Origin of the sequence: Alkalinema pantanalense CENA528 (assembly GCF_050753345.1) — a bacterium.
Taxonomy (GTDB): domain Bacteria; phylum Cyanobacteriota; class Cyanobacteriia; order Leptolyngbyales; family Leptolyngbyaceae; genus Alkalinema; species Alkalinema pantanalense.
Genome location: NZ_JBLZFX010000029.1, coordinates 24,095 through 38,416, shown reverse-complemented (window position 1 = coordinate 38,416; position 14,322 = coordinate 24,095). Strand labels below are relative to the sequence as shown.

The window sequence follows — 14,322 nt, the reverse complement described above, 5'->3', positions numbered from 1 at the left end:
AAGCGATTTCCCAGAGGTAGTACAGAAAAGGAGTACTGCTCATTAGCGATCGCTTCCTAAACATAACCTTTCTAAATTTGTAAAATATTTTACATTCTTTTCTGATTTGCGAAATATTGCTCCGCTAAGTGGCTGCTTTTTGACTGGGCTTTTCTAACTCAGGTGGGTGATAAGGCATCCTACACAGAAGACCATTGTTAGGGACCTATCACGAAATAAGGTTCAGTAACTACCCCAGGGTTTCTTCCATCCCGACTTAAATTTATTAATTAAAGTTGTTTGATCTCACAGACCCTGTGGCAGACTCAATCGAACGGCAACATTGAAATTGAGATTTATCTGCTCGTTTTTAGGCATGCAGAAAATTCGATCGAGTAACAGCATAAAACCTTGAGATTCAATGATGGTTCACTAATGAACGGTTCCTGTTCTGTGAATGGTGTTTCAATCGTTAAGTCAGTGCGTTCTATGCAAACTTGGTCTTTCTCAGAGCAGCCTTCCGATCAGTATTCACCTGTATCGATTCCCTTGCGGACCAATGGTTTCCGATCGTCTTCCGATCTCACAACCCTATCTGCTGTTGCTCAGTATCAAGTCCGGAAGATTTTACGGAAATTTATTAATCATCATCTCGAAACTGTACAGGATCCCCCCCCCAATCTCCACAACTTAGAGGCTATCGACCTTAACGTCTTATTACTGTGCCTTTATCCCAATACTCGTCAGCGTTACCAATCGGTGCAGCGGTTGGAAGTGTTAACGCTTGCCCATAGTCATATCCTGCAAGGTCGATCGATGAGTATGAGCTTGGAGGAAGTTGAAGCTGGGGTCTTAAGCATTCTGGAACTGCCGCGCCATCCCGTCACCCAAACGATGCCGCCCCTTCTGACGGAAACATTGACGAGTCGGTTTAAATTTTTTCACCACCAGGGCATTCAAGAAGGACTGCGCTATCACGACGATCTCTACGGCTTGATTTACAACATTGAAGACCATTACAAACGCTACGCCTATCCCATTCTGTGTGGTCTGGTCAGTCGTCAAATTGCAGCGCTCCTCACCATTTCTAGCCAAAGGTGGGCACTATGGGTTGAGATGAAGTCGCCGATCTACCAAGTGTTGAGCGATTTTCAGTTCGAAGAATTTTATAACATTCAGCACTGCTTGGCTTGTATTAGTGAGGGCCAGCGTGCACAAGCCCCGACCCATCTCTCTACGACGATCGCTCCCCCCACTTCAACAATCCCCTCTATCAATATTTAGCCCTGCGATCGGACGTTTCTGCTGAGGGTGCTGAAGGCAGTAACGGTTTGAGTGACTATTGCCCGATTAACCTACGCCATTGACTGATTTGCGATTGAGCTTGGCCATAGGCAACAGTGCCAGATGGAACTTTTTGCGCCGTTGCGATCGCCCCTGGAAAATCGCCGGAACTGGCTTGACCCAAGGCAATGTCTAAAATTTGCTGGCTCCATTGATCGACAGCTTGGGAGGCTTGCGATCGTAACGGACTGGAACCCGGCACCTGACGGGCGAGGCCAATGGCTTCCACCAAAGCATCGGGAGTTCCCCCACTGGCGCGTTCGACGGCTCTGGGTAGAACTTGCTCGGCTTGGGCACGGCTGCGGAATTTCTCAATTTTGGCCTGGGCGGTGTCGTAGGCCGAAGTGCCCGGTGGAATTTGTTCCAATTGCGCGATCGCGGCTTCCAAATCTCCGGATTCCGCTAAGCTCTCAGCATTATCAAGAGTTGGCTGGTACTGAGTTCGAGCCATCTGATCACTCCAGCGCCGGATTTTCTCCTGGGCCTGTTTATAGAGCGATCGATTGGACTGAATCTGTTGGGCTTGGGCGATCGCCGCTTGCAACGAAGTCACATCCCCCGCTGCGGCCAGTTGATCGGCCTGCTCCAAAATTGGGCGATCTTCCGCTGCCTGGGTTTGGCTGGTGACTTCTTCAATCAGTTTTCTGGCATCGCCATACTGTGCGGTAGATGCATCAATTTGCGAGGCTTCTGCGATCGCCTGTTGAATTTCGCTCGGATTGCCACTCTTGGCTAGTTGACGGGCACGATTCAGTTGGCCTAGGGCGGTCAGTTCCGCTTGCCAACGGCTGGCCAACCGTTGCGCCCGATCGTACAGGGGACGACCCGCACCAATGCGCTGCACCTGGGCGATCGCGTCTTCCAAATCCACTTCCAAACCCTTCGCAGCACGGGATTGCGCCCCTACTAGCACAATAAAGTCGTCTATATCCTGCTTCAGCTTCAAGCGATCGGGAATGCGGTTGGCAATGCGAAGGGCTTCGTCAAAGTTGCGTCGTTCAGCGGCAGATTCAGCCAGTTCCATCAAGCGTTTACCCAAGCGAGGCAACATGTCCTGGGCATCTTGGTAGACATAGCTTTTATCGCTAATACTGGCCACATTATCTACGGCCTTAATCAGATCATCGGCATTCCCTCGATCGATGGCCCGTTGCGCTTGGCTCAATTTGGTGATGTCGTCCCGCGTTGTGGCAATTAGCTGGGTAATTTCTGGATATTTTTTCGTTTGCCAATATTCATTTTCTAATCCCAGGAGCTTCGTGGCTTCCAGAGAGGCTTGCCGCCAATTTTGTTTCCGCAGCAAGTCTTCAACTTTTCTGGCGATCGTCTCAGCCTCAGACCAAATTTTCTCCCAGCTTGTCACCCGCTCTTCCACCAGTTTGTAGGCAGAGGAATCCTGGGGAACTTTGCGGGCAGCACTGACGGCTTCCTGGATGTTGCCTTCTTGAAAGCTCTTTTCCGCTAGGTCGAGCAAATCCGTCGCCCATTGTTCCATCAAGCGGCTAGCTTCGGGATAGAGGGGATGATCCTTCGGTAATGACTTCACCAGTTCGATCGCCTCTAGCAAGTCTTTCACCGTCTCCTTGCCCGCTGCAATTTGAGCACAGTGGAGCCGTAACGAGGCCGGAGCCAAGGGCCAGAAGACTGACGGACAGTTGGGCACCGCTGGCAATTTAAAGAGAAACGCCAGTGACAGGATGGTCAGCCCCCCACTGAGCAGCAAACCTACGATCGCAATAAACCGCCAATCCAATAAACGCCGTTGTAGATTAGCCCAAAAGACCGACTTCGCACTGTCGGAAGGTGGGTTGCGATGAGCCCCTGGAGGCCGCCGGGAACGCCGATCGGAACGACGATCGGGCTGCGATTGATGCGCTGGAGCAGATTGTTCCGATTGTTCCGATTGCGCTAAGGGCCAAGATGGTTGGGAAGGTTGACCGATCGGCAGCTTAGGCGAACCAAACTCAGAATTGACTGCTGATTCCGAGGCTGAGGATGCCGTGGATTTTGCCCGCGATGCCGCTCCTTGAGAAGGTTGGCGCGGCTTCTGGGATGCATCCGCCAGACGATCGCGACGATTTGGAATTCCCTGTTTTCTCGTCATAGCTAACTCAGAAACAGCAGTTGCTTTCTACCACCACACTGGAAGCAGCAGAATTTTGATGACATCCTAACCCCCAATGTTGAAAAATCCAAATTTTTTCTGAATCAGGGTGGGGTGGGGAACTCTCTAAAAAAATTATGCTAGGTTGAACCTGTCCCTTCAACTGGACTCTTGGGATTATGGTGCACCTTCAACCGTCTGCCCAAACCAACGTCATTGTTACAAATGAAAATTTACGTGAAGTTGTGTACCCGGACAGCGATGGGCAACCCATGGCAGATAATACAAAGCAGTTTGAATGGATCGTTTTGATTAAGAAGAATTTGGATCTTCTCTTCATTAATGATCCGCATGTCTTTGTTGCGGGAGATTTGCTGTGGTACCCGGTGGAGGGGAATCCCAAAATTCGGATTGCACCGGATGCTTTAGTCGTTTTTGGTCGTCCGAAAGAAGAACGGGGTTCCTACCAGCAGTGGCAAGAGGAAAATATTCCTCCTCAGGTAGTATTTGAAATCCTTTCTCCTGGTAATACTGCCCTAGAAATGGAACGTAAGCTTTTGTTCTATGAACGCTATGGCGTCGAAGAATACTATCTATACGATCCAGCCCAAAACCTATGCCGAGGTTGGCTCAGGGTCGATGGCTATTTCGATGAAATTGCGACGATCGATCAATGGATCAGCCCTCGGTTAGGCATTCGCTTTGACCTGACCCAGGATGTCCTACAGCTGTATCGTCCAGATGGCGTTATTTTCCAGAGCTACACCGAAATTGCCCAGCAGCTTGAACAGGAACGCCAAGCCAAGGAACAAGCTCTACACAAATTAGCGGAAACTGAAGCCAAAGCCGATCGTTTGGCCGATCGATTACGAGAATTAGGAATTGACCCCCATCAGATCTAGTCGCTTGCTTGCTGAGCGAATCTCTTGAGCAGGTTGCCAAAGAGTTAAGTCTCTCTCAAACAATGCCCCCTTTGCCGATATGATGGTTAATCGGTTTGAGCGGGAGACATTTCAAGGGAGATAGCGCTATGGCACAGAACTTGCAGGGTAAAGTCGCGATCGTCACCGGAGCATCGCGGGGCATTGGACGCGCTACCGCCCTAGCCCTGGCCTCGGAAGGAGCCTCGGTGGTGGTCAACTACGCAAGTTCCAGTGGCGCTGCTGATGCAGTGGTTGCCGAAATTGAGCAAGCGGGAGGAACCGCGATCGCCCTCAAAGCAGATGTGTCCAAGGCAGCAGAAGTCGATCAAATGATTGAAGCCACCATGGCTAAATTTGGTCGCATTGACGTACTGGTCAACAATGCAGGCATCACCCGCGATACTTTGCTGCTGCGGATGAAACCCGAAGATTGGCAAGCCGTTATCGATTTGAACCTGACGGGCGTTTTTCTCTGTACCCGTGCCGTTAGCAAAATTATGCTGAAGCAAAAATCCGGTCGGATTGTCAATATCACCTCCGTAGCAGGCCAAATGGGCAATCCTGGCCAAGCTAATTACAGCGCTGCAAAAGCTGGGGTGATTGGCTTCACCAGAACTGTGGCGCGGGAACTTGCCCCCCGTGGCATCACGGTAAATGCAGTGGCACCTGGGTTTATCGCGACGGATATGACCAACGACTTGAACGCTGAACCGATTTTGCAAATGATTCCGCTCAACCGCTACGGCCAACCGGAAGAAGTGGCAGGGATGATTCAATTTTTGGTAGCCTCGCCCGCAGCGGCCTATGTCACAGGACAAGTCTTTAATGTGGATGGTGGCATGGTCATGGCCTAGGGAAAATCACCGTAGAATCTAGTGCAAAAGATCTACCTAATTAAGTACAAAAAGACTATGCGGTAGACTCTATGGGCAACACCTAGATTTTCTGAAGGCTGATGGCATAAGGGTTTTCTATTATCTTCTGCTGAATTTTTTGAAGGTTCTAAGCTTCAATTAGATGCCTACGAGCCGATAGGATTTGAGGTATTCACTGAGGATGTTAAATCCTCGTTGACCTGATCCCTGATGTTCGGAGGAAACCCCTATGCCCCGCCTACCTTTTTCCTTTCTCACGACTTTGAGTCTGCCTGTCCTAGGGCTGGCAGTTCTTTTATGGGGCGTAGCTCCCTCCAGGGCGGCAGAGAATCAAGGGCAAGCCGTTCCTCAAAATTCAGTTGAGTTGATCGAGGTTGATACCCTCAGTTCCACGGATACGCCAGCTTCAGGAATGGGGCAGGTCACGTCAGTTTCCCAACTCTCCGATGTCAAACCCACGGACTGGGCTTTTCAGGCATTACAGTCGCTGGTGGAGCGCTATGGTTGCATTGCGGGCTATCCCGATCGCACCTATCGTGGCAACCGGGCCATGACGCGCTATGAGTTTGCCGCTGGGCTAAATGCCTGCATGGATCGCGTCAACGAGCTAATCGCTGCGGCCACTGCTGATTTGGTGAAGAAAGAGGACTTGGTTACCCTGCAAAAACTGCAAGAGGAGTTTGCCGCTGAATTAGCGACGCTGCGCGGTCGGGTCGATGCCCTAGAAGCCAAAACCGCCACCCTGGAGAAACAACAATTTTCCACCACCACGAAGCTGAATGGCGAAGTCATTTTCAGCCTAGCGGGAGCCTACGGAGCCTACGACGGGGGCAATCTGGCGTTTGTCAATAACACGAATGCAGCGGTTCTTTTCCCACCGGGGACACCCGTTGCTGCGTTACCCTCCCCTACTGCTGGGCGAGATGCCAACATTACGCTCAACAACCGGGTGCGGCTCAACCTCAACACCAGTTTTACAGGCAAAGATTTACTGATTACCGGATTGCAAGCCTACAACTTTGGGAGTGGCCCCAGCACCGCGTTCCCAGGGTTTGACAATGGCGCTAGCTTGGCTGGAACCCTGGGCTATGGCGATGTGATTTTCGGCAATAACAGTAATGTTCGCTTAGGCTACGAGCCGCAGTTCCCCACCCGCAATCCCCAAAATCTCCAACCCAAGGGTGGGAACAATAGTTTGGAACTCTACAAGCTGTTGTATATCTTTCCAGTGGCCGATCGCTTGACGGCCTTTATCGGAACCAATGCAGAAGTCTCCGACGCATTTCCGTCCATTCTGCCCTTTGCGGGAGAAGGCCAAGGTGCGCTCTCGCGGTTTGCCACCTTACCCGCCGCCCATCGGGTCTCCGGTGGCACGTCCCAAACGGGGCTGGCTGCTGCTGCTGGGGTGATCTTTAAGATTTCGGATGCGATCGACTTCCGCGCCCTCTACGGCAGTGTGAATGCTAATTTGCCCCAAAATCAGGGTTTTCCGGGAACGCCTTTGGGCTCGGGTCTGTTTAATGGTAGCTATGTCGCAGCGGCACAGTTGACGATCAAACCCTCTGCCAATTTCGATATTGGGGTGAACTATGCCCACAGCTACCACCAGATCAATATCCTGGGAACGGGGCTCAGCAGTTCTGATATTGGCGCAATTTTGTTTCCCGCAACCTCCTTGGGAGATCTGGCTAACCAAGGCATCAAGATGGATACGCTGGGGCTAACGGCGGCCTATCGCCTTAACCCGACGATTACGCTGGCAGGCTCCTTTTCTTACATCTTTAGCGATCTAGTGGATGTCAACGCTTCTACGGACTTCATGAGTTGGCTAGTGGGCATCCATGCCAAGGATATTGGACAAAAGGGGAACTCTGCGGGGCTGATCTTTGGACAGCCTTTGGCTCGTACAGCGGTGGGTGGTCTAGCTGTTCGTCCCGAAGACACCAAGCCTTACCAGTTGGAAGGTTACTTTAACTATCGGGTGAATGACCATATCAGCATTACGCCGGGAGTATTTGTCATCTTTAACCCGGAAGGCTTTAAGGATAATTCCACCGCGATCGTTCCTGTGATTCGCACAACCTTTACGTTCTAGGGAAGATCTAGATGTTTGAGGACTGATAGGGATTACAGGTGTTTAGCGATCGGCATTGGGCTTAACTACCAAGACTGAGCAAGGGGCTTCATCAAACACCTGACTGCTCACCGATCGCTGCAAAATACGTTGCATTCCCGTCAGCCCTCGACTGCCAATCACAATTAGATCGGCTTGGTGAATTTTGGCCAGACGAATAATCTCCTCTGCTGGATCCCCCGTAACAATTTCGAGGGTACTGGGGCAGGGGAGTTTTTCTTGGTAGGCAGAGAGGTGAGCCGCCCATAGATCGTTCATGGTTTGCGTTTCCACCGTAGGCCGATCGCTCAAGACATCAATGTCCAAATGCTCTGTGGGCACTACATGGGATAGCACCACCTTGCTGTTGGCATCCAAATGCAAGGTTTGTAAGGCTATCATCACCTGGCTGGTCATCGATGCCTGCGTAGAAGCATTGAGATCTACCGGATCTAATGCCACCAAAATGGTTTTCAGCATGGCAATCCCTCCAAACATCGATACCCTGTAGTTTTGAGAGTAATACGGGGCAGTTAGAATTGGGGCAATCGCGCCGCATAAATTAACGTTTCCCTGCGATCCGCCCCGGAAGCCACTGAAGTTATTGGAGTGGGTAGGAATCTGCTGAGAAATAACATCCTCTGTTAATCCACCCATCTACCCATCCACCCATCCCCGTGGGATCCTAGTTACACGCTGTGACCTATAACCTTCTATTCCGCTTAAGGCTGCTCCATGCGCAGGGAGACAGATTTGCCATGGGAGGGCAAGCCTTCCGCCAAGGTGAGGGTTTCGATCGCCGCTGCGGTTTTGCGCAGAGCCGTGGGGGAATATTGGATCAGGCTGGAATGTTTCAAGAAGGTCTCTACCCCTAAAGGCGATGCATAACGAGCGGATCCAGAAGTCGGTAGGGTATGGTTAGGCCCCGCTAAGTAATCTCCCACTGCTTCTGGTGTTGAGCTCCCGAGGAAAATTGCGCCTGCATGACGAATCTTGGGTAAAAGATCCCAAGGTTCAGCAATTTCAAGTTCCAAATGCTCCGGTGCAAACTCGTTAGACAGTTCCGCTGCGGCCTCTAAGTCGTCCACCACAATAATTAGGCCGTAGTGGGCGATCGCCTTTTCTGTCAGTAGTTTTCGAGGATGATCCGCCAGTTGATCTTCCACTTCCTGAACCACTTTCTGGGCCAAGTTGCTATCTGTGGTAATTAGAATCGCTGCGGCCATTGGGTCATGCTCCGCCTGCGCTAACAGATCTGCCGCGACATGGGTCGGGTTAGCCGTAGCATCGGCAATCACCAAAACTTCGGATGGCCCCGCTAGGGAATCGATGCCGACGGTGCCGTAGACCTGCTTCTTGGCCAGGGTCACATAGATATTGCCTGGGCCTGTAATCACATCTACTTTGGGAATCGTCTCCGTCCCATAGGCGAGAGCCGCGATCGCCTGTGCACCACCGACGCGATAGATTTCCTGAATGCCTGCTTCTTGGGCAGCTACCAATACCGCAGGGTTGATCACGCCTTCCGGCCCCGGCGGCGTCACCATCACAACATGGGGAACCTTGGCAACGGTGGCAGGGACAGCATTCATCAGCACCGTACTGGGATAGGCCGCACGTCCCCCTGGTACATAAAGACCCGCAGAATCCACTGGGGTGTAGCGTTTGCCCAGCACCACCTCATCCTCTGCGAAATGCACCCAACTTTGGGGCACCCGCATTTTGTGAAAGGCTTCAATTTTGTCCTTGGCAAGACGAATTGCCGCAATCAGATCCTGATCCACTTTATGGTAAGCGGCATCCAGTTCCTCAGGTGACACCCGCAGTTGATCGGCGGTAAATGCCTGTCCATCAAATTCTAAGGTGTAGTCCAGAACTGCTTTGTCCCCTTGCCGCTTCACCGTTTGCAAAACTTGCCGCACCGTTGCTTCCTTATTAAAAACTTGATCGTCGTGGGTACGATCGCAAATCCGGCGCAGTTCAGCTTTCGCCTCGGTCAACTGGGTAATGATTCGCAGCATGGAGTTAGGAGTGTCAGTATCGTTTCTATAGCTTAACTGGATTTTTGTGGATCATGTTGAGGGGAAATTGGTGCTATATTAGTATGTCTGGAAATTCTTAAACACCTTAGATAGCGTTACTTTCGAGAGAACCGTGCCTAACATCAAGTCTGCTGAAAAGCGAGTTCAGATTGCCGAGCGCAACCGCATGCGCAATAAAGCCTATTCTTCTGCGGTCAAAACCCTGATCAAGAGCTACTTTGTAGCTGTTGACAAGTATGCTGCGACTCCTTCTGAAGACACTCTGAAGGAAGCTAAAGCTGCGATGTCTGCTGCGACTAGCAAAATCGACAAAGCCGTCAAACGCGGTGTGTTGCACCAAAACAATGGCGCACGCAAAAAGTCTCGTCTGGCCCGTGCCCTCAAAAAAGTGGCCTTGGTGACGAAGTAAGCATCAGCCTCCATGCAATTAATTGACACGCACGTCCATATCAATTTCGACTTGTTTGAACCAGACTTAGATGCCGTGGCTACGCGATGGCGAGAAGCCGGTGTTGTGCGTCTGGTTCATTCGTGTGTCGAACCCTCTGAGTTTCCAGCGATTCGATCGATTGCCGATCGTTACCCGGAGGTTGCCTTTGCGGTGGGGTTGCATCCCTTGGATGTAGCGGATCTGTGGCATCCTAAACGAGAAGCCGAAATTTTGGCCCTAGCTCAATCGGACAATCGGGTTGTCGCGATCGGAGAAACGGGCTTAGATTTCTTCAAGGCTGATAACGTAGATCAACAGTTAGAGAGTCTTGAGGCGCAACTTCGGATTGCCCATCAGCTCAATTTGCCCGTTATTCTCCACTGCCGAGACGCAGCTTCAGTGCTCGCAGAATTCCTTCAAGGGTTTTGGCAGCGCGTGGGATCGGTTCAAGGTGTTATGCACTGCTGGGGTGGATCGCCCGAGGAAACTCAGTGGTTTTTGGACTTGGGTTTCTATATCAGTTTTAGTGGGACGGTGACGTTCAAAAAGGCGGAGTCGATTCAGGCGTCGGCCAAAATGGTTCCCTTAGATCGTCTTTTGGTCGAAACGGACTGTCCGTTTTTGGCTCCAGTGCCCAAGCGGGGACAAAAACGGAATGAACCCGCCTATGTGCAGTACGTGGCTCAGCAGGTCGCCCTGTTGCGGCATGCAAACTTAGCTGAAATTGCCCATCACACAACGGTGAATGCTTGTCGGTTGTTTCGGCTGGCTCCACCGGAGACGGCAAAGTCGATCGCGGTAGATTTTGCGGCCTTACAGGCTTAAAAAATCGATACCCCTCGATCTTATTGGGCCACCAGAGTTCCCTGTTCATGGTTCGACTGTCTCACCGTCTGATTTTCCTACACAATTTTCTTGGATTCGTCAAGCCACATTTGAGCCTTTGTGGGTAATAATGGGAGTGGTCATTTGCCACTAGCTTGATGTAATGGCTGTATTCCCCCTGTCAGAAGACTTTCAAGCCCCCACCCAATCAATGCCTTTAGAGTTTTAACCCCAATATTCATTTCAATAAATTGGATCCTGCCGTCAGGAGCCAATGTTTTTATGTTGACATAACTGTGCAAGTAGCCTAAAATCTGGGATTCGCGCTGGGCGTGAACCTTTAGAGGAGACGCATGACTGAGCTAACCTACACCACACCCGCTTTCGTTCTGCCAGACTTGGTTGAGATTCAGCGGGAGAGTTTCCGCTGGTTTCTTGAAGAGGGTCTGATTGAGGAACTGGATAGTTTCTCCCCGATTACGGATTACACCGGTAAATTGGAGCTTCACTTCATTGGTAAGGATTACAAGCTGAAGCACCCGAAATACCATGTGGATGAGGCCAAGAGCCGGGATGCCACCTATGCTGTTCAAATGTATGTCCCTACAAGGTTAATCAACAAAGAGACCGGGGAAATTACTGAGCAGGAAGTTTTTATTGGCGATCTGCCCCTCATGACCGATCGCGGTACCTTTATTATCAACGGTGCGGAGCGGGTCATTGTCAACCAGATCGTGCGGAGTCCTGGGGTTTATTACAAATCTGAAACAGACAAGAATGGTCGGCGGACTTACAACGCCAGCCTGATTCCTAACCGAGGCGCTTGGCTGAAGTTTGAAACCGACAAAAATGATTTGGTTTGGGTTCGCATCGACAAAACCCGCAAACTGTCTGCCCAGGTTCTGCTTAAGGCATTAGGGCTCTCTACAGGGGAGATTCTGGACGCCATGCGGCACCCAGAATATTTCTTGAAGACGATCGAAAAAGAAGGGGAATTCAGCGAAGATGACGCGCTGATGGAACTGTATCGCAAGCTGCGACCGGGTGAACCCCCAACGGTGGCTGGTGGGGCGCAGTTGTTGGAGTCTCGTTTCTTTGATCCCAAACGCTACGATTTGGGTAAGGTGGGGCGCTACAAGCTCAATCGCAAGCTGCACTTAAATGTGCCCGACTCCACTCGGGTGTTGACGCCCCAGGATATTTTGGCGGCGATCGACTATCTGATTAACCTGGAATTCGACATCGGCCAGATCGATGACATTGACCACTTGGGCAATCGTCGCGTGCGATCGGTAGGTGAGTTGCTGCAAAACCAAGTCCGGGTTGGGCTGAACCGCTTAGAGCGGATCATCCGGGAACGGATGACGGTGTCCGATTCCAACACCTTGACTCCCGCCTCCTTGGTGAACCCAAAACCCTTGGTGGCTGCGATTAAGGAGTTCTTTGGGTCGTCCCAGCTCTCCCAGTTCATGGATCAAACCAATCCCCTGGCGGAACTGACCCACAAGCGTCGTCTCAGCGCCCTCGGCCCTGGCGGTCTAACCCGCGAACGGGCGGGGTTTGCCGTGCGGGACATTCACCCCTCCCACTACGGACGGATTTGTCCGGTGGAAACGCCGGAAGGTCCCAACGCAGGTCTGATCGGCTCCCTGGCAACCCACGCCCGTGTGAACTCCTACGGCTTTATTGAAACGCCCTTCTCCCGCGTGGAAGGCGGGGTGGTGCGTCGCGATGTGCCCCCGGTATATATGACGGCGGACGAAGAGGATGATCTGCGGGTCGCAGCAGGGGACTTGCCCACCGATGAGGCGGGACGAATTCTCGGTGAAAAGGTCACCGTGCGCTATCGCCAAGACTTCACCACCGCGTCTCCCAATGAAGTGGACTTTGTGGCGGTGTCTCCGGTTCAAATCATTTCCGTAGCGACCTCGTTGATTCCCTTTCTGGAGCACGATGATGCTAACCGTGCCCTCATGGGTTCCAACATGCAACGTCAGGCAGTCCCCCTGCTGCGCCCCGAGCGGCCTCTGGTGGGAACGGGGCTAGAAGCCCAAGCTGCCCGTGACTCCGGGATGGTTATCGTCAGTCGTACCGATGGCGAAGTTGTCTATGTGGATGCCAAACGGATTTGTGTCAAGTCGCCGGAAGGCCGAGACTACAACTACCATTTGCAGAAGTATCAACGATCGAACCAAGACACTTGCCTCAACCAGAAGCCGATCGTCCGCTTGGGCGAAAAGGTGGTTGCGGGGCAAATTTTGGCCGATGGTTCTGCTACGGAAAAGGGCGAACTGGCGCTGGGACAAAACATTCTCGTGGCCTATATGCCCTGGGAAGGCTATAACTACGAGGACGCCATCCTGATCAGTGAGCGGTTGGTTTACGACGACGTTTATACTTCCATTCACATTGAGAAGTACGAAATTGAAGCCCGTCAGACCAAGCTGGGGCCAGAAGAAATTACCCGAGAAATTCCCAACGTTGGGGAAGATGCCCTACGCAATTTGGACGAAAATGGCATCATCCGCATTGGGGCTTGGGTAGAGTCCGGCGATATCTTGGTCGGTAAAGTAACGCCCAAGGGTGAATCTGACCAACCGCCGGAAGAAAAACTGTTGCGAGCCATCTTCGGGGAAAAAGCGCGGGACGTACGGGATAACTCCCTACGAGTGCCCAACGGTGAAAAAGGCCGGATCGTCGATGTGCGGGTCTTCACGCGCGAACAAGGCGATGAACTGCCCCCCGGTGCCAACATGGTCGTTCGAGTCTACGTGGCCCAAAAACGGAAAATCCAAGTCGGCGACAAGATGGCGGGTCGCCACGGGAACAAGGGCATTATTTCCCGCATTCTGCCGATCGAAGACATGCCCTACCTGCCCGATGGTACCCCCATGGACATTGTGCTCAATCCCCTAGGGGTTCCCTCCCGGATGAACGTGGGCCAAGTCTACGAATGTCTGCTGGGCTGGGCTGCGGAGAACCTGAGTGCTCGGTTCAAGATCGTGCCCTTTGATGAAATGCACGGAGAAGAAAAATCCCGCGAAAGCGTCCATGGCAAGCTCTATGAAGCTCGCGAGCACCGGATTGACCACACTGGGGAAGGCGAATGGGTCTTTGACGAAAGTAACCCTGGCAAGATCCAAGTCTACGATGGTCGTACCGGGGAACCCTTCGATCGACCCGTCACCGTCGGCAAAGCCTACATGCTGAAACTGGTGCACTTGGTGGACGACAAGATCCACGCTCGTTCTACGGGCCCCTACTCCTTGGTTACGCAGCAACCCTTGGGTGGAAAGGCTCAGCAAGGGGGACAGCGTTTCGGGGAAATGGAAGTGTGGGCCTTGGAAGCCTTTGGAGCAGCCTACACCCTGCAAGAGTTGTTGACGGTGAAATCCGACGATATGCAAGGTCGGAACGAAGCCCTCAACGCGATCGTCAAAGGCAAATCTATCCCCCGCCCTGGGACTCCGGAATCCTTCAAGGTTCTCATGCGAGAGCTGCAATCCCTCTGTTTGGATGTGGCGGTGCATAAGGTGGAAACCCGCGAAGATGGCAGCAGCCGAGATGTCGAAGTGGATCTCATGGCCGATGTCAGTAACCGTCGTGCCCCCTCTCGGCCCACGTATGAATCGATTAGCAGCGTCTCCATGGACGATGACGACGATTAATTAACGTGGCTTCTTAGGA

10 protein-coding genes are annotated in these 14,322 nt (G+C 52.0%); 7 read left to right on the top strand and 3 right to left on the bottom strand.

The features are described from left to right. Nucleotides 1-468: 468 nt before the first annotated feature. Nucleotides 469-1,263, top strand: coding sequence for a hypothetical protein (locus ACN4EG_RS11720; RefSeq protein WP_431629640.1), 795 nt, complete (start codon nt 469-471; stop codon nt 1,261-1,263). Between the two features lie 55 nt (nt 1,264-1,318). Here ACN4EG_RS11720 and ACN4EG_RS11715 read toward each other — a convergent pair whose 3' ends face one another. Beyond that, a complete protein-coding gene (locus tag ACN4EG_RS11715; RefSeq protein WP_431629638.1) occupies nt 1,319-3,427 on the bottom strand; it encodes a hypothetical protein in 2,109 nt (702 codons plus the stop codon). Nucleotides 3,428-3,606: 179 nt separating this feature from the next. Here ACN4EG_RS11715 and ACN4EG_RS11710 point away from each other — a divergent pair, with 179 nt between their 5' ends. The 3 genes from ACN4EG_RS11710 to ACN4EG_RS11700 all read left to right on the top strand — a co-directional run bounded on the left by ACN4EG_RS11710 (nt 3,607) and on the right by ACN4EG_RS11700 (nt 7,320). Then, complete coding sequence (locus tag ACN4EG_RS11710) at nt 3,607-4,329, top strand: Uma2 family endonuclease (protein WP_431629636.1); 723 nt, start codon at nt 3,607-3,609, stop codon at nt 4,327-4,329. Nucleotides 4,330-4,457: 128 nt separating this feature from the next. Next, the gene (gene fabG, locus ACN4EG_RS11705) at nt 4,458-5,204 is read left to right on the top strand and encodes a 3-oxoacyl-[acyl-carrier-protein] reductase (protein ID WP_431629634.1); all 747 of its coding nucleotides are present in this window, start codon (nt 4,458-4,460) and stop codon (nt 5,202-5,204) included. 250 nt (nt 5,205-5,454) lie between these two features. Then, nucleotides 5,455-7,320 carry an iron uptake porin gene (locus ACN4EG_RS11700; RefSeq protein WP_431629633.1) on the top strand — a complete coding sequence of 622 codons (1,866 nt, stop codon included), beginning with the start codon at nt 5,455-5,457 and terminating at the stop codon, nt 7,318-7,320. A 42-nt stretch (nt 7,321-7,362) separates the two neighbouring features. Here ACN4EG_RS11700 and ACN4EG_RS11695 read toward each other — a convergent pair whose 3' ends face one another. Together ACN4EG_RS11695 and hisD are read right to left on the bottom strand one after the other, a co-directional pair. Then, the gene (locus tag ACN4EG_RS11695) at nt 7,363-7,818 is read right to left on the bottom strand and encodes a universal stress protein (RefSeq protein ID WP_431629631.1); all 456 of its coding nucleotides are present in this window, start codon (nt 7,816-7,818) and stop codon (nt 7,363-7,365) included. A 242-nt stretch (nt 7,819-8,060) separates the two neighbouring features. Beyond that, on the bottom strand, nt 8,061-9,359 hold the full coding sequence (hisD, locus tag ACN4EG_RS11690) for a histidinol dehydrogenase (RefSeq protein ID WP_431629629.1): 1,299 nt from the start codon (nt 9,357-9,359) through the stop codon (nt 8,061-8,063). A 133-nt stretch (nt 9,360-9,492) separates the two neighbouring features. On the opposite strand from hisD, the gene rpsT reads away from it, so the two are divergent. From rpsT to rpoB, 3 genes are all read left to right on the top strand, one after another. After that, nucleotides 9,493-9,789: a 30S ribosomal protein S20 gene (gene rpsT, locus ACN4EG_RS11685; protein WP_431629628.1), complete on the top strand. Its 297-nt coding sequence runs from the start codon at nt 9,493-9,495 to the stop codon at nt 9,787-9,789. A gap of 12 nt (nt 9,790-9,801) precedes the next feature. Further along, entirely contained in the window at nt 9,802-10,635 is an 834-nt protein-coding gene (locus ACN4EG_RS11680) for a TatD family hydrolase (RefSeq protein WP_431629626.1), read from the top strand. 353 nt (nt 10,636-10,988) lie between these two features. Beyond that, nucleotides 10,989-14,303: a DNA-directed RNA polymerase subunit beta gene (rpoB, locus tag ACN4EG_RS11675; RefSeq protein ID WP_431629624.1), complete on the top strand. Its 3,315-nt coding sequence runs from the start codon at nt 10,989-10,991 to the stop codon at nt 14,301-14,303. Nucleotides 14,304-14,322 lie beyond the last annotated feature (19 nt).